The sequence below is a fragment of the Acidaminococcales bacterium genome (assembly GCA_031290885.1).
GTDB lineage: Bacteria > Bacillota > Negativicutes > Acidaminococcales > JAISLQ01 > JAISLQ01.
Genome location: JAISLQ010000069.1, coordinates 1 through 16,262, shown reverse-complemented (window position 1 = coordinate 16,262; position 16,262 = coordinate 1). Strand labels below are relative to the sequence as shown.

Here is a 16,262-nt window from a genome sequence, read left to right as displayed (position 1 = left end):
AAAAGGCGGGAAGCGGCCGTTCGACAAACGCGCCTTGTTACCGGGCGCGGCCGGCCGGTTCTTTCGTCCGCAGATAAACATCCATGGCCCGGGCGGCGCCGCGCCCTTCGGCAATCGCCCATACTACCAGGCTTTGCCCGCGCCGGGCGTCGCCGGCGGCAAAAATGCCGGGCGAGCCGGTTTGGTAAGCGCCGTCAACTACGGCAATGCCGCCGCCCGGATTCTTCGCCAGTTCAAATTCGTCGAGCAGGCGCTGCTCCACGCCGACAAACCCCAAAGCGAGCAAAACTAATTGCGCCGGTATTTTTCTTTGCGTATTGGCGATTTCCACCGGTTCCGCGCGCCCGTTTTTGTTTTGCCAGTCCACTTGGCAGATTTGCATTTCCGACACCGCGCCGGAGGGTCCGACAAAACTTTTCGTAAGCACGCAATATTCACGCGGGTCGCCGCCGCAAACCGCTATCGCTTCTTCCTGCCCGTAATCGGTTTTGAATACGCGGGGAAACAGCGGCCAAGGGTTATTGGCCGCCCGCGAATGTGGCAGGCAGGGCATGATTTCAATCTGCCGCACGCTTTTGCAGCCTTGCCGCAAAGCGCTCGCCACGCAGTCCGTGCCCGTGTCGCCCCCGCCGATGACCACCACGTCCTTGCCGCGCGCCGTTATTGCTTCGCCGCCCGGCAAGTTGCCTTCCAGCAGCCCTTTGGTAATGCCCGCCAGATAGTCTTTGGCAAAATATATGCCCTTAAGCTCCCGGCCGGGTACGGGCAAATCACGCGCGACCGTGCTGCCGGCGCAGATAGCTATGGCGCCGAACTTTGCCAGCATCGCCCGCGCGGGGACGCTGCGCCCGACTTCGCTGCTTAGTTCAAATTTGACGCCCGCTTCGGCCAAAAGGCGCAGACGGCGCTCCACTATGCCCTTGGGCAGCTTCATGTTGGGTATGCCGTACATCAAGAGGCCGCCGGCGCGATCGTCGCGTTCAAAAACGGTAACGTCGTGCCCGGCCTTGTTCAGTTCGTCCGCGCAGGCGAGGCCGGCCGGGCCGCTGCCGACCACGGCGGCTTTTAATCCGCTGCGCGCCTTGGCCGGTTGGTTGTCGGCCCAGCCGGCGGCGAAGGCGCTTTCGCTAAGGTACTGTTCCAAGTCGCGGATGCTGACCGGCTCGCCGTTTAGCCCGGCGCAGCAAGCGCCCTCACAGGGGGCGGGGCAGACGTGGGATGTGAATTCGGGGAAATTGTTCGTCTGGCATAGCCGCTGGTAAGCCAAAAAGTCCAGCCCCTGATAGATAAGCTCGTTACATTCCGGCATAAGGTTGTGCAGGGGGCAGCCGGAAAGCGCGTTCGCCATCCACACGCCGCCGTGGCAGAAAGGTATGCTGCAATCCATGCAACGGGCGGCCTGTTCCCGCAGGGCCGTTCTCTCCGGCAAGGCGCTGCTTTTTATCTCGTCCCAGTCGCGCAGGCGCTCCTTCGGTTCCCGGGACGGCAAGCTGCGGCGTCCGTATTCCAAAAACCCTGTCGCTTTACCCATTGGCCTGTACCTCCTCAAAGGCTTTGATGTTGGCTTCCTGTTCGCTAAGGCCCTGCTGTCGGTATTTGGCCAAAACCTGGCTGACCAGTTTGTAGTCTTTGGGTATGACTTTGACGAATTTGGCGGCGTAAACGCTCCAGTTGTCCAAAACGTCCCGCGCTGCGGCGCTGCCGGTATATTGCAGGTGTTTGCCGATCATCTTCTGCACCAGCAGGCTGTCGGCGGCATCTTTGAGCGGTTCCAGGAGCACGATTTCCTTGTTGCAATAACTGGCGAAAGTGCCGGCCTTGTCCAGGACGTAGGCGACGCCGCCGCTCATGCCGGCGGCGAAATTGCGCCCGGTCCGCCCTAAAATAACCACCGCGCCGCCGGTCATATATTCGCAGCCGTGATCGCCGATGCCTTCGACTACGGCGTTGACGCCGCTGTTTCTTATGCAGAAGCGCTCGCCGGCAATGCCGGAAACGTAGGCGCAGCCGCCGGTCGCGCCGTAAAAGGCGACGTTGCCGACAATGATGTTTTCGCTGGCTTTAAAGTTCGCGCCGGCGGGCGGATAGATGATAAGTTTGCCGCCGGAGAGCCCTTTCCCGAAGTGGTCGTTGGCATCCCCTTCCAGCCTCAAAGTCGCGCCGCGCGGCAAAAAAGCGCCGAAGCTTTGCCCGGCCGATCCTTTGAAGCGCAGGTCGATGGTGTCCTCCGGCAAACCCTGCGCGCCGTACAGCCGCGTTATCTCGCTGCCCAAAATGGTCCCGACGACGCGGTCGGTATTTTTGATGGGCAAGGCCACGGATATGGGTTTGCCGGTGGCCAGGGCGGTTTTGCAGATAGGCAGCAACTCGCGCCAATCCAAAGATTTTTCCAGATGGTGGTCTTGTTTTGCCGTGCAGATGCGCGCGGCGCCCGGTTCGGTTTCCGGTTTGTAAAGAAGCGGCGAAAGGTCGACGTTTTTGTTTTTCCAGTGCCTCTCCTCTTTGGGCAAGAGCACTTCGGTGCGCCCCACCATTTCGTCCATGCTGCGAAAGCCGAGGCTGGCCATATATTCGCGCGCTTCCTGCGCGACAAAGCGCATGAAATTGATGACGTATTCCGGCTTGCCCTGAAACTTCGCGCGCAGGGCGGGATCTTGCGTGGCGACGCCCATCGGGCAGGTGTTGAGGTTGCAGACCCGCATCATGATGCAGCCTAAGGCAATCAGCGGCCCGGTGCCAAAGCCGAATTCTTCCGCGCCCAGGAGGGCGGCGATGACGACGTCGCGGCCGGTGAGCAGTTTGCCGTCCGTTTCCAATATCACGCGGTTGCGCAGATTGTTCAGCATCAGCGTTTGGTGCGTTTCCGCAAGGCCAAGCTCCCACGGCAGGCCCGCGTGGTTTATGCTGGTGCGCGGCGAGGCGCCCGTGCCGCCGTCGTAGCCGGAGATGAGCACGACGTCCGCCCCCGCTTTGACCACCCCGGCGGCAATCGTCCCCACGCCGATTTCCGATACCAACTTTACGCTTATCCGGGCGCGCGGGTTGGAATTTTTCAAGTCGTGGATAAGCTGTGCCAAGTCTTCAATGGAATAAATGTCATGGTGGGGCGGCGGCGAAATAAGCCCTATCCCCGCCGTTGTGCCGCGACATTCCGCGATCCAGGGGTAGACCTTGCCGCCCGGCAGCTGCCCGCCTTCTCCCGGCTTGGCTCCCTGGGCGATTTTGATCTGCAGTTCGTCGGCGTTGACCAGATAGTTGCTGGTTACGCCAAAGCGCCCGGACGCCACCTGTTTTATGGCGCTGCGCTTGTTCATGTCGGCGGAGCTTATCTTAAAGCGGCCGGGATGTTCGCCGCCCTCGCCGGTATTTGACTTGCCGCCGATGCGGTTCATGGCCACGGCCAGACATTCGTGCGCTTCCTGGCTCAGCGAGCCGTAGCTCATGCCGCCGGTCTTGAACCGCTTGCAGATGCTTTCGGCAGGTTCCACTTCGTCAATGTCCACCGGCAGGCGCTGCGGCGAAAAGGCCAGCAGGCTGCGCAGGGTCTGCCCGGCAAACTCAGTCCCTGACAGCAAATCGGAAAACTCCTTGAACATGCGGTAGTCGCCGTTATAACAAGCCTGCTGCAAGGTAAAAATCGTCCGCGGGTTGAAAATGTGCTGTTCGCCGCCGTGCCGCCATTGAAAGGCGGAACCGGACGGCAGCGAGGGCGCGGCTCCGTTGAAGGCGGGATGGTGGCGCATGGCCACTTCCTGCGCTATTTCGTCCAGGCCGATGCCTTCTATGCGCGACGGCGTGCCGGTAAAGTATTCGTCTATGACCTGGCCGCTAAGTCCGATGGCTTCAAAAATTTGCGCGCCGCGGTAAGACTGCACGGTGGAAATGCCCATCTTGGACAGTACCTTGGCTATGCCGTGCGTACAGGCGTATATATAGTTTTGCGTCGCCTTTTCAAAATCAATCCCTTTGATCAGGCCGCTTTCGCACATATTCTCGATGCTTTCAAAGGCTAGGTAAGGATTTATGCCGCTGACGCCGTACCCCAAAAGCAAAGATAGGTGATGCACTTCGCGCGGTTCGGCGGACTCGATGATGATGGAGGCCTTCAGCCGCGTCCCGTTGCGGATCAGGTGGTGATGCAGACAGGCGCCGGCCAGCAGCGCCGGAATGGCCGCTTCTTCTTTGTTGATGCCGCGATCGCTTAAAATCAAGATGCATTTGTCTTGGGCGATCAAGGCGTCCGCCGCATCGCACAGGGCGCAGAGGGCTTTGCGCAGGCCATCGCCGCCGCTGCCTACCGGGTAGAGCATGGGGATGGTTTCCGCCTCGAATTTCGGCTGTTTGATGTTTTTTAATTTCGCCAGCTCGATATTGCTCAAAACGGGCGAGGCGGCGAAGATCTGGCGGCAACTGTCCGGCTGCGGGTCGATGAGGTTCTTCTCCGGGCCTATGCCGCTGGAGGTGTCGGTAAACACTTCCTCCCGGATGGCGTCGATGGGCGGGTTGGTTACCTGCGCGAACAGTTGCTTGAAATAGTTGTAAAGCAGCTGCGGCCGCTTTGAAAGGACGGCCAGCGGCGCGTCGTTGCCCATGGCGCCCACCGGGTCGAGGGCTTTGGCGGCCATCGGCTTCAAAAATTTGGTCAGGTCCTCCATGGTGTAGCCGAAAGCCAATTGCCGCCGCAAAAGCGTCTGCGGGTCGGGTTTCGGCAATTCGGCGTTCAACTCGATGTCCTGGAGTTTGATGAGGTTCTCGTCCAGCCACTGTTGATAGGGTTTTTCGGTCGCTATCTGCCGCTTGATTTCGTCATTGCCGATGACCCGGCCGGCAATGGTGTCAACGAGGAGCATCCGCCCCGGCCGCAAACGGTCCTTCTTTATGACGTCGCAGGGGTCGATGTCGATCACGCCGACTTCGGACGCTAAAATGATCGTGCCGTCCCGGGTGATGTAATAACGCGAAGGGCGCAGCCCGTTGCGATCGAGCGCGGCGCAGACGACCCGCCCGTCGGTGAACGCCATGGCGGCCGGGCCGTCCCAGGCTTCGATGAGCGAATCGTGATATTCAAAAAACGCCCTTAGATCAGGGTCTATATGCGGATTTTTGCTCCACGGCTCCGGAATCATCATCATCACGGCGTGCGGTATGCTGCGGCCGGACATGACCAGAAACTCCAGGCAATTGTCAAACATGGCCGAATCGGAACCCGTTTCGTCGATGATCGGCATGATCTCGTCTATCTTGCCGCCCCAGAGGCTGTTGCCGCACATGGTCTGGCGGGCGCGCATCCAGTTGATGTTGCCGCGCAAAGTGTTTATTTCGCCGTTATGCATAAGGTAACGGTAAGGATGGGCGCGTTCCCAACTGGGGAAGGTGTTTGTGCTGAAACGCGAGTGTACCAGCGCCAGGGCGGTTTCTATGGCGCTGTCTTGCAAGTCGGTATAAAAATGGCTCAACTGCTGCGCCGTCAGCATGCCTTTGTAAACTATGGTGCGCGCGGACAGGCTGGCAATGTAAAAATATTTGCCGCCCCGCAGGTTGCCGTACCGTATGCGCTTTTCCGCCTGGCGGCGGATAGAGTATAGTTGGCGCTCCAAAGCGTTGTCGTCAATGTTCAGGCGTTCTAAAACGTCCCGGCCGGCGCCGATGAAAACCTGCGCGATAAAAGGTTGCGACTGGCGCGACTTCTCGCCCAGGACGGCGGCGTTTACCGGCACGGCGCGCCAGCCCAAGACTTTCTGGTTGTTGGCGGTTACAATGCGCTCAAAATGGCGCTGCGTGTTTTCCCTTTCCACCGCGTCCGGCGGCAAAAAGAGAAAGCCCACGGCGTATTCGCCGGCCGGCGGCAGTTCCAAATCAAGTTTGATACATTCCTTGGCGAAAAATTCATGCGGCACTTGGAGCAAAATGCCCGCGCCGTCGCCGGATGTAAGGTCGGCGCCCTGCCCGCCGCGATGGTCCATGTTGTGCAGGACTTCCAATGACTGCCGAAGGATTTTGTTTGACCTTTTCCCTTTAATGTTCGCGACAACGCCTACCCCGCAGGCGTCATGCTCGAACCGGTGATCGTAAAGCCCCCGCTTTATCGGTGAATTCATAGCTTGCCCCCAACCCTTCCGAAGATAGATGCCATCGGCGCGAATGTAAACAAGGAGTGCTTAAATTATAAAGTCGCCGCTGAACAATTGCAAATTGTATACATTATTTTTCGCGCCGGCCGGCCGGCGCCCCAAAATCGGCGCACACGCAAACTAAGGCTCGCCTATCCGTCCGTAGTTTCGGAACAAAGTGAACCTTTTCTCAAAATAAAGCTGGATTTTGCCGACAGGCCCGTTGCGGTGCTTGGCGACAATCAAATCGGTGATGTTTTCGTTGCTGGTTTCCGTATTGTAATAATCCTCCCGGTACAAAAAAGCGACAATGTCGGCATCTTGTTCCAGGGAGCCGGACTCGCGCAGGTCGCTGAGCATGGGGATCTTTGACTGCCGATTCTCCACGCCGCGGCTAAGCTGCGACAAGGCGATCAGCGGCAGGTTCAATTCCTTGGCCAAAGCCTTGAGCGAACGGGATATTTCCGAAATCTCCTGCTGGCGGTTTTCGCTGCCGGCGCGCCCCTGCATAAGCTGCAAGTAATCAATAAGCACAAGCTCTATTTTCTGTTCGCGCTGGAAACGCCGGGCTTTGCCCCTAAGGTCCATGATCGTGAGCCCGGGCGTTTCATCAATGAAAATGTTGCACTTGCTTAAAGTGTCGGCCGCCCTTACCAGCCGGTCAAAATCATCCTGCGCCAGTTCGCCGCTTTTAAGTTTCTGCGAGTCAATCCTGGCCTCCGCGCAGAGCAGCCTTTGCACAAGCTGCTCTTTGGACATTTCCAGGCTGAAAAAGGCAAGCGGCTTTTTTTCGCGCAGCGCGACATGCTGGGCGATATTGAGCGCCAGGGCGGTCTTGCCCATGCTCGGCCGCCCGGCCAATATGACGAGGTCGGCGGGCTGCAGGCCGGCAGTAAGTTTGTCGAAATCAACAAAGCCCGTCGCCGTGCCGGTTATGCCGCCTTTAGCGTCATGGGCCTTCATTATGCGGTCAAAGGCGGCGTGCACTATTTCCCGGATAGGGACAAAGCTATTGCCGAGGCGCGCTTTGCCGACGTTCATTATTTCCTGTTCGGCCGTATCCAAAGTGGCGGCTACGTCGCCGCTTTCTTCATAGCCCATGCCGGCGATTCTCGTCCCCGCCGATACCAACCGCCGCAAAACGGCTTTTTCCGCCACGATCCGCGCGTGAAAGGTTATGTTGGCCGCCGTGGGCACGGTATTGGCCAGATAGGTTATATAAGGTATGCCGCCCACGTCGTCAAGCTTGTTTTCGCGCCGCAGCGCCTCCGGCACCGTTACCAGATCCGCCGCGTCCCCTTTGCCGGACAGATTGAGGATCGCTTGATAGATCGCCTGATGCGCCGGGCGGTAAAAATCCGGCGGCGAGAGCAAATGCTCCACCTTGTCTATGGCCTCTTTTTCCAGGAACATAGCGCCGAGGACGCTTTGTTCCGCCTCTATGTTCTGCGGCGGCAGCCGTTGCTCCTGCATGTCCGCTTTACTCCTCTTCTTGGACGCGCACGGCAAATTCCGCCGCTATATTCGGATGTAGCTTGGCCACGGCCTTATATTCGCCGGTCTTTTTAATCGGCTCCTTCAATTCTATTTTGCGCCGGTCGATATCCAGCCCGGTCTCTTTAACCAGCGCTTCCGCCACGTCCTTGGCGGTAACCGAACCAAAAAGTTTGCCGTTTTCCCCGACTTTTACCTTGACGGTTATTTGTACTTTGCCTAGCTGGCTGCACAGCATAAGTGCCTGATCCTCCTGGGTTTTCGCGCGAAATGCCGCCGCGTCCCTTTGCTGCTTTGCCTGGTTGAGATTGGCCTCCGTGGCGGCCATGGCCAGATTTTTCGGCAAAAGGAAATTGCGGGCGTACCCTTCCGACACATCCACAACGTCGCCGCGTTTGCCCAGCTTTTTGTCATCTTGCCGCAGAATCACCTTCACCGGCCTCACTCTCCTCCATCTGTTTTTTGACTAATTCGACAATCTGCGCCTTCAGGTCGTCAATGCCCACCTTTTTGATCTTGACGCCGGCTACCGTCTGGTGCCCGCCGCCGCCGAGCTCTTCCATGATCAGCTGCACGTTCACCCGGCCAGACGAGCGTGCGCTGACTGTTATTTCCTCGCCCATCTGCCCCAAAGCGAAACTGCTGTTTACGCCCTCTAAGTTGAGCATGCCGTCCGCCACTTGGGCGAGCGCGAGCGAAGAATGGCCTTCCGGCGGCAAAACGCCGGAAGATATGGCGATGCCGCCCTCCAATATCTCCATATTGCCGTATAATTTGGCCCGGCATTTTACCAAGGCGACATCCTCCCTGAAAAGCTGGCGCACCATGTGCGGGTCAGCCCCGGCCGTGCGCAGGACGGCGGCCGCCTCGAAAGTGCGCGCGCCGGTTTGCACGGCGAAATTTTTTGAATCGACCAAAATGCCGGCGTAGAGTATGCTGGCTTCCAAACGGTTAAATTCCACGTTGTCGGCAAAATAGGTAATAAGCTCGGTAACCAATTCGGAAGTGGAAGAGGCCGCCGGTTCCTGATAAATCAAAGCAGCGTCGGAGATAAAGTCCTCCGAACGCCGGTGATGGTCGATGACGACCTTGTTTTTCAGCCGCCGCAAAAGCCCGGGGGCGGCGCAGAGCACCGGACGGTTATGGTCCACGAGGATGAGCAGGGAGTTTTCAACGAATGTTCGCACGGCTTCCTCGTCGGAGATCAGGATGTTTTTATATTCCTCGTAATCTGCCGCCAATTCCCGGAACTTGACAAGGGCAATGCCCTGCTCGCTGTTTATGATGCGCACCGGCTTTTTCACGGTCAGCGCCATTTTCGCGACGCCGATGGCCGCCCCGATCGAATCGAAATCTTCGTTTATATGCCCGGCCACGAAAACCGCATCCGCGTTGGACATAAGTTCCCTGATGACGTGCGCCGCGCTGCGCGCGCCTACCCGGGTATTTTTCTCCTGCGCCATTGTCATGCCGCCAAAGAAAAGAATGTTGCCGTCAAAGGACACGGCCGCCTGATCGCCGCCGCGGCCGAGCGCCATGTCAAGGCAGGAGCGGGCCTTCTCGCTGATGGCGGCGATTTCCCCGTCCGCGCAGGATGCGCCGAGGCTGAAAGTAACCGGCAGCTTGTTGCCCATTTTTATTTCGCGGAAGCGATCGAGTATGTCGAATTTTTTGTTTATGGCCTCTTCCAAAGACTTGCGGTGCATGACAATAAAATACATGTCGTCGCTGTATTGGCGGTAAACGCCTTTTATCTCGTCCACCCAGGCGCCGGCCAATTTGTTTACTTCGGCCTTCAGGTTCTCCCTCTGGCTGTCGCTTAGCCCCTTCAGGACGTTGTTGTAATTGTCAAACTGCAGGTACGCTACCGCCAGGCGGCTGTCGTCAAACTTTTCCTTCATGTTTTCATACTGCGTAACATCGGTCATATAAAATAGCAGCAGGCGGTCGGTCTCGGCTTCGTCCAAAAACTCGCTGCGGTACGCGATGCGGTAATATTTGCCCTCGCGCGCGTAAGGCGTCTCTGCGTTTCCCTGCTCAAATTTTTCCAAGGAAACGCCCGGCAATATATGCTCCACGTCCAGCAGGGCCTGGTCGCAGGGAAACCAGCTTTCGCACGCTTTGTTGCGCCAGCGCAGCCGGCCTTTGCCGTCAAAGGCCGCTACCGCTATGGGCAGCTCCGACAAGGCAAAAAAATCGGCGCGCTCCATGCTGGCGGTCAATTCGGCAATGCGCCGCGCCAGGAAGGATTCTATGCGCCTCTGGCGGTTCTTGGCGTTCCAAAACAGCGCGCCGCAAGCCGCCGCCGCAAGAAAGGCCGCCGCCCGCGGGGCGAAAAAGGCCAAAACGGCGGCCATGACTAAAACAGCGGCGGCAGACGGCAAAACTTCTCGCCAGAGAGAATTTTTTATGAGCATTTTCATACCTCCGGGGCATAGCCGCGCCATTTCAAAAATACCGGCAATGGTCTTGAAATTCGGCGGACGCTGCCGATATTCCCGCGCGAAAACTTTCAAAAGGCAAAAATCCCACAACGCCAAGCGCGCTGCGGGACGATCGCTTAAAGATCCGCTATTCCATGGTGAACGGCAAAAGCGCGATGTTTCTCGCGCGCTTTATCGCCGTGGTAAGTCGGCGCTGGTGTTTGGTGCAACAGCCGGAAATGCGCCGCGGCAATATCTTCCCGCGCTCGGTAATGTAGCGGCGCAAGCGGTTCAAGTCCTTATAGTCGATATGCTCCACTTTATCGGCGCAGAAGTTGCAAACTTTTCTTCTGACCCGTCTGTTTTTATTTTTGTCACGAACCAATTTTTCTACCTCCTTTTTTAAAACGGAACATCGTCGTCAGGGTAAATATCCGGCCCGAAAGCGCCGCCGCCGGAAGGCAGCCCCTCCGCGGCCGGCGCCGCGCCTGCGGCGCTTTGGCCGCCGCGCCATTCCAGAAATTCCACCGACTGCGCCACAACTTCGGTCACATAGCGCTTTTGCCCGGTTTTGTCCTCATAATTGCGTACCTGCATGCGCCCGTCCACCAAAACCTTCTGCCCTTTGGACAAGTTGTTGCCGCATACCTCCGCCAACCGCCCCCAAACGACGATGGGAACGAAGTCCGCTTCTTTCTTCCCGTCCGGCCCGGCGGAAAACCTGTCCACCGCCAAAGTGAAAGTAGCGACATCCTTGTTGCTGGGAGTGACCCTTACAACCGGGTCCCTCGTCAGGCGCCCGACCAATATTACCTTGTTCATGCAACCAACCTCCGCTCAAGCGTCAACTTTGACGATCATATGGCGCAAAATATCGTCGGTTATCTTCAGCACACGGTCAAGCTCGGCCACGACAGCCGCTTCGCCGCTGAAGAAAACGAGGCAATAAAAGCCCTCCCAGAGATCTTTGATCTCATAGGCCAGACGCCTTTTGCCCCAGCGGTCAATTTTGTTGATCGTGCCGCCATTGGCCGTTATGAGACTTTCAAACTTGCCGATGACCGCTTCCGTTTGCTCGTCTTCCAACGGCTTTACAATAAACATGACTTCGTACTCTCTCACGAAATCACCTCCTCTGTGGACATTGGCCCTTATCGCTAAGGGCAGGGGATCGCCATGTAAGTATATCACCAAGGCATCTTTTTGGCAAGGGGGATCGGCGGTTTTGCCGCAAGGTCTATATGCGCGGGCGCGTCAGCAACGAGGAAGGCAGCTTGGGCGAAGCCGAACGCAAGGGCTATGTGCGAGGGCGCGTCGTTTTCGTTCCAATGCCTGCGGATGCAGCCGGCAAAATATAGAGGCAAGCTACGCTCACGGGCGATTTCCCCCTTGTGTTTATCGGCTATTAAGTATATACTGCAATATAGGGCTTGTACTTATTGTAAGTACGGGAGGGTTTTTGTGGGCAAAATCAATTCCGAATACGCGAACAAATTAAACAGCGCCCTCGCGGAAATAACCAAGACGCCCGCGCTTACGGCCGGCATATTGGAGGACGCGGCCAACGTGATCGCGCGCGAGGGCTGTTACGCGCTGAATACGCATCGCATCGGCATATGGCAGGTGGTCGATAGCGGCAGTTGCTTGATGCTCAAAAGCATCGGCAGCTATAACAAAATATCGGACGAACATGTAGTGCAGGACGATTTTCCCTTGGACGAACGGCCGCAATATGTGAAACTGCTCTCGACCAAGCGCCTGATCGTAATCAATGACGCGCTTAATACGGACATATTGCCCAATTTGCAAGAATCGTACGGGCCGGAGATCTGTTCCTTGCTGGATGCTCCTATTCGCATCGGCGGGAAATTGGTGGGCGTGGTTTGCATTGAGCAGGATCGCTGCCCGGAATTTCCCGAAAGGCGCGAATGGTCAATTGAGGAACAAAATTTCGCGTCCTCGCTCGCCGACTTTGTCGCGCTCTCCATGGAAAGCGCCAAGCGGCGCCTGATCATGCGGCGCACCGAAAATTTGATGAGCAATCTGCCCGGCATGGTTTACCAATGCCTGAACGACCCGCCGAATTTTACTTTCATTTTCGTCAGCGAAGGCTGCCGGGAGCTTGTCGGCTATGCGCCCGAAGAACTCTTGGGCAACAACGCGCTGAGATTTTTTGACATGGTGCATCCGGACGATTTGGAATCTTTGGAAAAGCTTAACGCCGAAACACTTTCCCTTGGCCTGCCGCTGGAAACTACCTTTCGCATCATTATGAAGGACGGCAGCGTCAAGTGGATTTGGGAACGCAGCCGGGTGGTGGAAAAAAATCCTGACGGCAGCCCTCGCCTATTGGAAGGGTTTTACACCGACATCACCGAGCAGCGGCGGTTAGAAGCCGCAGAGCTTGCCAATCGGGCGAAATCCGAATTTCTGGCCAACATGAGCCATGAAATCCGCACCCCCATGAACGCCGTCCTCGGCATGGCCGATCTTGCCCTGCGCAGTTTCCCCCATGAAAACGTGCTCACATATTTGGTAAACATAAAAACGGCGGCGACTTCGCTGCTTTCCATTATCAACGACATTCTTGATTTTTCCAAGATGGAGTCCGGCGCGGTCGAACTTTTGCCGGAAAAATACGACGTGCGCTCAATCATCAATGACATTGTCGCCATGATCCACATGCGGATCGGCGACAAGCCGCTTGACTTTATTGTGGACGACGATCCGGAAATGCCGCACGAGATGATCGGCGACATGACCCGTATCAAGCAGATAGCCATCAACCTGCTGACAAACGCCGTAAAGTTCACCCGCGCGGGAAACGTCATTTTTTCCATCGGGGCGGAACCGTCCGGCAAGATCGGGTACTATAAACTGAAAATTGCGGTGCGGGACACCGGCATAGGCATCCGCAAAGAAGACATGCCCGTTTTGTTCAATAATTTTTCGCAGCTTGACACGCGCAAGAACCGCGGCATAGAAGGGACGGGGCTTGGCCTGGCCATATCAAAGAAGCTGGTGGAACTGATGGACGGCGAAATACAAGTGGAAAGCGTATACGGGGAGGGTTCTTGCTTCTCGTTTTATGTCATGCAAAAGATAGAGGACAAAAGCCCGTCCACCATGCTCGCCGGGAGGGACGGCCTGCGCGTGGCCGTCTGGTTTGACAACACGGAAAAGGCGCTCGTCACTTCCCGAAAGATCGGCAAAATGGGGGTAAGCTGCGACATATTGGCCGGTCCGGCCGAAATGGGCAAATATTCGCATGTATTTTTTGATTTTGCCAAATATGACGATTTCGATTTGGGTAAAATATACTGCCCGGACACGCAACTCATTGCGGTCACGCTGCGCGCGCCGGATACGCATGAATTGCCGCCGGGGATAAAACTTGTCACCAGCCCCCTTACCTGCCTCACCATCGCCCAGATCTTGGGCAGCCACGCCGCCGACGCTTTCAGCAAAGGCCTGTCCGAGCTTGAAGATGTTTCTTTGCGGCTTCATGGCACGCGGCTCTTGGTCGTCGACGACAATGACATCAACCTGGTAATCGCGGAAAATGTGCTGATAACGTACGGCGGAACGGTGGATACGGCCAATTCGGGCGCGCAAGCGATAGAACTCGTGCAGAAAAACGATTATGATATTGTGTTCATGGATCACATGATGCCGGAAATAGACGGCGTGGACGCCACAAAAATCATCCGGGCCCTGCCCGGGGAAAAATACCGCAAATTGCCGATAGTGGCGCTGACGGCCAATGTCATGGGCAATGTGCGGGATTTGTTTATGGAAAGCGGCATGAACGATTTTTTGTCAAAGCCGCTTGAAACTCGCGAAATCGAAAAAGTGCTGTGCGAGTGGCTTCCACGCGACAAATGGAGCGTAGATGAACCGGCCGGCGGCTCAAAAATCAAAAAGGATCTCTAATGGCCCTTGCGGATATTGAGGTGAGTTATGGAATTTAAAAAAAACAGCGACGCGGCTTACCCGCTTCATACGGGCGATCTGTTGGGCGCGCTCATGGAGCGGAACCCGGCGGTTGCCTTGCTGGAACCAAGCGGCCTGACGGTAAAGGAAGGCTGCGTGGCGGAGATGGCTTTGCCCATAAAGGAAAAGCATACCAACATATACGGGGCGGTACACGGAGGCGTGTTCGCCAGCGCGCTTGACACGGCGATGGGCTATGCCTGTCATCTGAAAACGCGCGCCAACATTGTTACCTTAAATATAACCACCTCCTTTATCGCCAATTGCGGCAAAGGCGCGCTAATCAACGTAACAGGGCGCCCGGTGCACGCCGGCAGGCGCATCGTAGTGGCCGAGGGCGAGGCGCGCACGCAGGAAGGGGAACTTTTGGCCACGGCGCAGGGTACTTTCTTTGTTTTGGGGGAACACCCCGCGAATGGGATAAAAGCGCCCGATGCCGTAGAGCAAAAGCACATCGGCGCAGAGGGCTGAACGCGCAAAAACTAAGCTTGGCAAGCTTGGCCTGTGCCGGCACAGGCCAAGCAATAAGTTTCGGGGGCTTTGCCGACAAGAAGGAGCGCCCCGGGCGAAGCCGGGCACGCCGCAGGGCAAGACAGCCCTATGCGGCGCAAGGCATGTGCGCAGCCTTTTTGTTATGAAAAAAACATTTTGTTTGGAATATTTTACTTTTCCCCGCCGGACAATTAAGGTAAAATAATATTAGAAGCAAACTACCAACCGGCGCGGGCTCTCCGTGTGATCAAAAAATATACGTGGCCGGCGGCAAGCCGGCGAAAGGGGGTTCCTTATGATTGTGAAGCAAGCGGACGAACTGATCAATATATTCAACAGCGTAATTTCTGAATACAAAAAATGCATTGACAAAATATCTAAAAAATTCAATCTTTATGTTGGGCAGACGGACATATTGTTCCTTCTGGACGAGCGTTCCGGCCGCTCGCAAAAAGAACTGGCCGGCGCGCTCGGCGTAAGCAAGGCTACCGTGGGAGTGTCCTTGCGGCGCATGGAGTCGGCCGGCCTCGTCAACAGGGCCACGGATCCGCGCGATGCGCGTTGCGTCAGGGTCAGCCTTACCGACAAGGGAATGGCCATCTGCAACAAATGCAAAGCGGCTCATAAAACCATATACGCCAGCATGTTCGGCGACGCCGGCGGCGAAAAGCGGAAAGCGATATACGATGTCTTGGACGAAATAAATAAAGAGCTTATCGAAATGCGGAAAAAATGAACCGCCCGGGCGCGAAGACTTACGACGTGCCCTTTCCCTTCCAACAAGGCTTCATCGTAAAATTTTACCTTTGCTTGTGAGCGCTTGACAAAATGGCCGCAACTAATGTAAACTTTGTTCTATAACTTGGTTTTTGCTCATTTTGCAATTTGCAATCGCGGATGAAAATTGCGATGTTATAGCGCCGAAGTGGCGGAATTGGCAGACGCACTTGACTCAAAATCAAGCGTGGCAACCCCACGTGCCGGTTCGAGTCCGGCCTTCGGCACCAAGTAAGCGAGCGGGTTTCGGCAAAACAGCCGAAACCCGTTTTTTGTCTCAACTTCTAACAAACTTCCAACATCAGCTTCAAAATATCTCTAAACAAAAAATTTCCCTGCCGGCGTATTTTATGCCGACAGGGAAATTTGAATTGCTAAATTGCCATTTTCTCCTTAAAGCCGCCAGCGCCGGCCGGCTTTTACCAGGTACTTGCCGCCGCCGCCGCGCAAGCTGCGGTAAGCGCCCGCGACAGTTGTTGGCCGGCAGCTTCCGAAATTTGCACAGCATCGTAGAGTCGGAAACCTGCTCCTCGTTACTGTCGTAAATAGCATCTGCCATGCCTTCGCCCGACAAGTTAAACCATGCCCGCAAGAAAAACATCTAAAGCATGCTCTCTATGCCGCGCGCCCGACAGCATTGTCGAAGTAAAACGGCTTGATTATCGCAGCCCATTCCCCCGGGGGAGATTTCGTCCATGATTTTCAGGAACTCGTCCCGTTTGGTTTGCCGCTTGAGATTCGAGCATTCTATGTCGGAGAAAGTTTGCTGCTTCATCTTTTGCGCCCGCTTCCCGTTTTGATTATTACATCATGCCATTTTGCGGAAAGGTTGGCAATTATAGTCAAATAGCATCGAAAATGTGACAGTAAATTGATAATATAAAATTGCTATGAGCTATGATAAAAAATATAGAAAACGGACAATTGAATATCTGAACGCTGGACACACATACAGAGAAACAGCCGGAATATT

General features: G+C 56.1%; 11 protein-coding genes and 1 tRNA gene. 4 read left to right on the top strand and 8 right to left on the bottom strand.

Translation table 11 applies throughout. The features are described from left to right. Positions 1-37: 37 nt before the first annotated feature. The 8 genes from LBO03_08655 to rpsF all read right to left on the bottom strand — a co-directional run bounded on the left by LBO03_08655 (position 38) and on the right by rpsF (position 11,149). Complete coding sequence (locus LBO03_08655; GenBank protein MDR3349641.1) at positions 38-1,531, bottom strand: glutamate synthase subunit beta; 1,494 nt, start codon at positions 1,529-1,531, stop codon at positions 38-40. Then, the gene (gene gltB, locus LBO03_08650) at positions 1,524-6,098 is read right to left on the bottom strand and encodes a glutamate synthase large subunit (GenBank protein ID MDR3349640.1); all 4,575 of its coding nucleotides are present in this window, start codon (positions 6,096-6,098) and stop codon (positions 1,524-1,526) included. Before gltB ends, LBO03_08655 begins: the two co-directional genes overlap by 8 nt. 153 nt (positions 6,099-6,251) lie before the next feature. Next, positions 6,252-7,583, bottom strand: a complete 1,332-nt coding sequence (dnaB, locus tag LBO03_08645) for a replicative DNA helicase (GenBank protein ID MDR3349639.1) — start codon at positions 7,581-7,583, stop codon at positions 6,252-6,254. A 7-nt stretch (positions 7,584-7,590) separates the two neighbouring features. Next, on the bottom strand, positions 7,591-8,040 hold the full coding sequence (gene rplI, locus LBO03_08640) for a 50S ribosomal protein L9 (protein ID MDR3349638.1): 450 nt from the start codon (positions 8,038-8,040) through the stop codon (positions 7,591-7,593). Next, entirely contained in the window at positions 8,015-10,021 is a 2,007-nt protein-coding gene (locus LBO03_08635) for a DHH family phosphoesterase (protein MDR3349637.1), read from the bottom strand. Before LBO03_08635 ends, rplI begins: the two co-directional genes overlap by 26 nt. 154 nt (positions 10,022-10,175) lie before the next feature. Then, positions 10,176-10,412 (bottom strand): 30S ribosomal protein S18, encoded by a 237-nt coding sequence (gene rpsR / locus LBO03_08630; protein MDR3349636.1) that lies wholly within the window; start codon positions 10,410-10,412, stop codon positions 10,176-10,178. Between the two features lie 17 nt (positions 10,413-10,429). After that, positions 10,430-10,849, bottom strand: coding sequence for a single-stranded DNA-binding protein (locus tag LBO03_08625; protein ID MDR3349635.1), 420 nt, complete (start codon positions 10,847-10,849; stop codon positions 10,430-10,432). A gap of 15 nt (positions 10,850-10,864) precedes the next feature. Next, the gene (gene rpsF / locus LBO03_08620; GenBank protein MDR3349634.1) at positions 10,865-11,149 is read right to left on the bottom strand and encodes a 30S ribosomal protein S6; all 285 of its coding nucleotides are present in this window, start codon (positions 11,147-11,149) and stop codon (positions 10,865-10,867) included. A 339-nt stretch (positions 11,150-11,488) separates the two neighbouring features. On the opposite strand from rpsF, the gene LBO03_08615 reads away from it, so the two are divergent. From LBO03_08615 to LBO03_08600, 4 genes are all read left to right on the top strand, one after another. Next, positions 11,489-13,960 carry a response regulator gene (locus tag LBO03_08615; GenBank protein ID MDR3349633.1) on the top strand — a complete coding sequence of 824 codons (2,472 nt, stop codon included), beginning with the start codon at positions 11,489-11,491 and terminating at the stop codon, positions 13,958-13,960. 27 nt (positions 13,961-13,987) lie between these two features. Then, positions 13,988-14,491 (top strand): PaaI family thioesterase, encoded by a 504-nt coding sequence (locus LBO03_08610; GenBank protein MDR3349632.1) that lies wholly within the window; start codon positions 13,988-13,990, stop codon positions 14,489-14,491. A gap of 316 nt (positions 14,492-14,807) precedes the next feature. Next, entirely contained in the window at positions 14,808-15,248 is a 441-nt protein-coding gene (locus LBO03_08605) for a MarR family transcriptional regulator (protein ID MDR3349631.1), read from the top strand. Between the two features lie 183 nt (positions 15,249-15,431). Then, positions 15,432-15,519, top strand: a tRNA-Leu gene (locus LBO03_08600). Positions 15,520-16,262 lie beyond the last annotated feature (743 nt).

Excerpts from the sequence above, each read along its gene's own strand:
- LBO03_08625 (MDR3349635.1), bottom strand. The coding sequence starts at position 10,849 with ATGAACAAGGTAATATTGGTCGGGCGCCTGACGAGGGACCCGGTTGTA.
- LBO03_08635 (MDR3349637.1), bottom strand. The coding sequence starts at position 10,021 with ATGCTCATAAAAAATTCTCTCTGGCGAGAAGTTTTGCCGTCTGCCGCC.
- gltB (MDR3349640.1), bottom strand. The coding sequence starts at position 6,098 with ATGAATTCACCGATAAAGCGGGGGCTTTACGATCACCGGTTCGAGCAT.
- LBO03_08610 (MDR3349632.1), top strand. The coding sequence starts at position 13,988 with ATGGAATTTAAAAAAAACAGCGACGCGGCTTACCCGCTTCATACGGGC.
- dnaB (MDR3349639.1), bottom strand. The coding sequence starts at position 7,583 with ATGCAGGAGCAACGGCTGCCGCCGCAGAACATAGAGGCGGAACAAAGC.
- LBO03_08655 (MDR3349641.1), bottom strand. The coding sequence starts at position 1,531 with ATGGGTAAAGCGACAGGGTTTTTGGAATACGGACGCCGCAGCTTGCCG.
- LBO03_08605 (MDR3349631.1), top strand. The coding sequence starts at position 14,808 with ATGATTGTGAAGCAAGCGGACGAACTGATCAATATATTCAACAGCGTA.